Below are 1,464 nucleotides of genomic sequence, written 5' to 3' on the forward strand. Positions count from 1 at the left end.
CTAAAACAAGGAGATTTTGTTAAAATCTTCGGACAAGTAAAAACAAGCATTGACAACAACGGAAGGGAACATAAAAATGTTCGTATTTTGTCTTCTAAGCTCTTAAAAGCAAAAGAACAAGTAAAGAAGTCAAGACAAGGATAAAAAGTCCATATTAGGGCAAATAAAAAGCTTTAAGACAGATGATAAAGCTAAGTCAAATAAGAAAGATCATAGCAAAGGTGCAGAGAGATAAATATCGGCAGTCTTCGGACTGCCTTTATTTTTTTGCTTAGTTTAACGCAGTAAATCATATAATTGAAAGGAATCTGTGTTATATGCTATAATTAGGTAGTTAATCTATACCTTTAGAAAGGTAAAATATAGAATTGGAGAATGATATGGGATTTTCATATAATAAATTATGGAAGTTATTAATAGATAAAGATATGAAAAAAATGGACTTACAAGAAATAGCTAATATTTCTCCGGCTACAATAGCAAAAATGGGGAAAGGTGAGTTTGTAAGTGTGGAAACATTATACAGGAATTGTAAAGCACTTAATGTAAATTTTGGTGATATTGTATCAATTGTGTGAATATAATTATTCTAAAAAATTGCAGTAAATAGTGATTGTTAGGAAGTTATTATGAAAAATAATATAAGATTACTTGTTATTGAGGATAACGAAGAAATAATTGATTTAATTAAGCTATATAAGCCAGATAACTTTTTTATGAAAGAGGCAAAAAATGGAAAGGAGGGACTAAAAGAATTTTCAAAAGAAATATTTGATATTGTAGTATTAGATCTCATGTTACCTATAGTAGATGGTTATGAAGTTTTAGAAAAAATTCGAGAAAAAAGTAATATCCCGATTATAATATTGTCTTCTAAAAATTTAGATTTTGAAATTATTTTAGGACTTGATAAAGGTGCTGACGATTATATTGTAAAACCATTTAATCCGATGGAACTTTTTGCTCGAGTTAATGCTTTGCTAAGGAGACTAAGTTTTTCAGAAAAAGATAATAAAAAAATTGCTTGTGACAATTTAGAATTAAATAGGGACTCTTGTGAAGTTTTGAAAAATAGAAAAAAGATAGATTTAACTGGTCAAGAATTTAAATTACTCGAATTTTTTATGGTAAACAAAAATATAGTTTTTACGAAAAATATAATCATGGAAAGAGTTTGGGAAAATGACTATTATGATGAAAATGTTGTGTCAGTCTATATAAGTCGCATTCGAGAAAAAATAGGAAAAAATTCAGATGGAGAAAACTATATTGTAACAATTCGAGGATTGGGGTATAAATTCGATGGTTAAGTTTAGAGGAGAGATTAAGTTTAATAGGGGTCTGTAAATAGTTTTGTGTATCAACCTAAATCCTGATCAATGGGTAAGGGTTGATACAATTTTTTATGTATCAATATCTGTCCATTCCTATAGGAATGGAGCTTATCTTAATTTTATACGAACT

The 1,464-nt window shown here is 28.1% G+C and carries 2 protein-coding genes and 1 pseudogene; all 3 read left to right on the top strand.

Annotation, left to right across the window (positions count from 1 at the left end; translation table 11 throughout):
• Nucleotides 1-235: pseudogene (locus tag FYJ26_RS11390) on the top strand (hypothetical protein); the annotation flags it as partial.
• 145 nt (nt 236-380) lie between these two features.
• Nucleotides 381-578 (top strand): helix-turn-helix domain-containing protein, encoded by a 198-nt coding sequence (locus FYJ26_RS10715; RefSeq protein ID WP_154542239.1) that lies wholly within the window; start codon nt 381-383, stop codon nt 576-578.
• A 51-nt stretch (nt 579-629) separates the two neighbouring features.
• On the top strand, nt 630-1,310 hold the full coding sequence (locus FYJ26_RS10720) for a response regulator transcription factor (RefSeq protein ID WP_154542241.1): 681 nt from the start codon (nt 630-632) through the stop codon (nt 1,308-1,310).
• Nucleotides 1,311-1,464: the final 154 nt, after the last annotated feature.

Origin of the sequence: Anaerococcus porci, from assembly GCF_009696575.1 — a bacterium.
GTDB classification, from domain to species: domain Bacteria; phylum Bacillota; class Clostridia; order Tissierellales; family Peptoniphilaceae; genus Anaerococcus; species Anaerococcus porci.

Coding starts and splice junctions, on each gene's coding strand:
- FYJ26_RS10715 (WP_154542239.1), top strand. CDS start 381: ATGGGATTTTCATATAATAAATTATGGAAGTTATTAATAGATAAAGAT.
- FYJ26_RS10720 (WP_154542241.1), top strand. CDS start 630: ATGAAAAATAATATAAGATTACTTGTTATTGAGGATAACGAAGAAATA.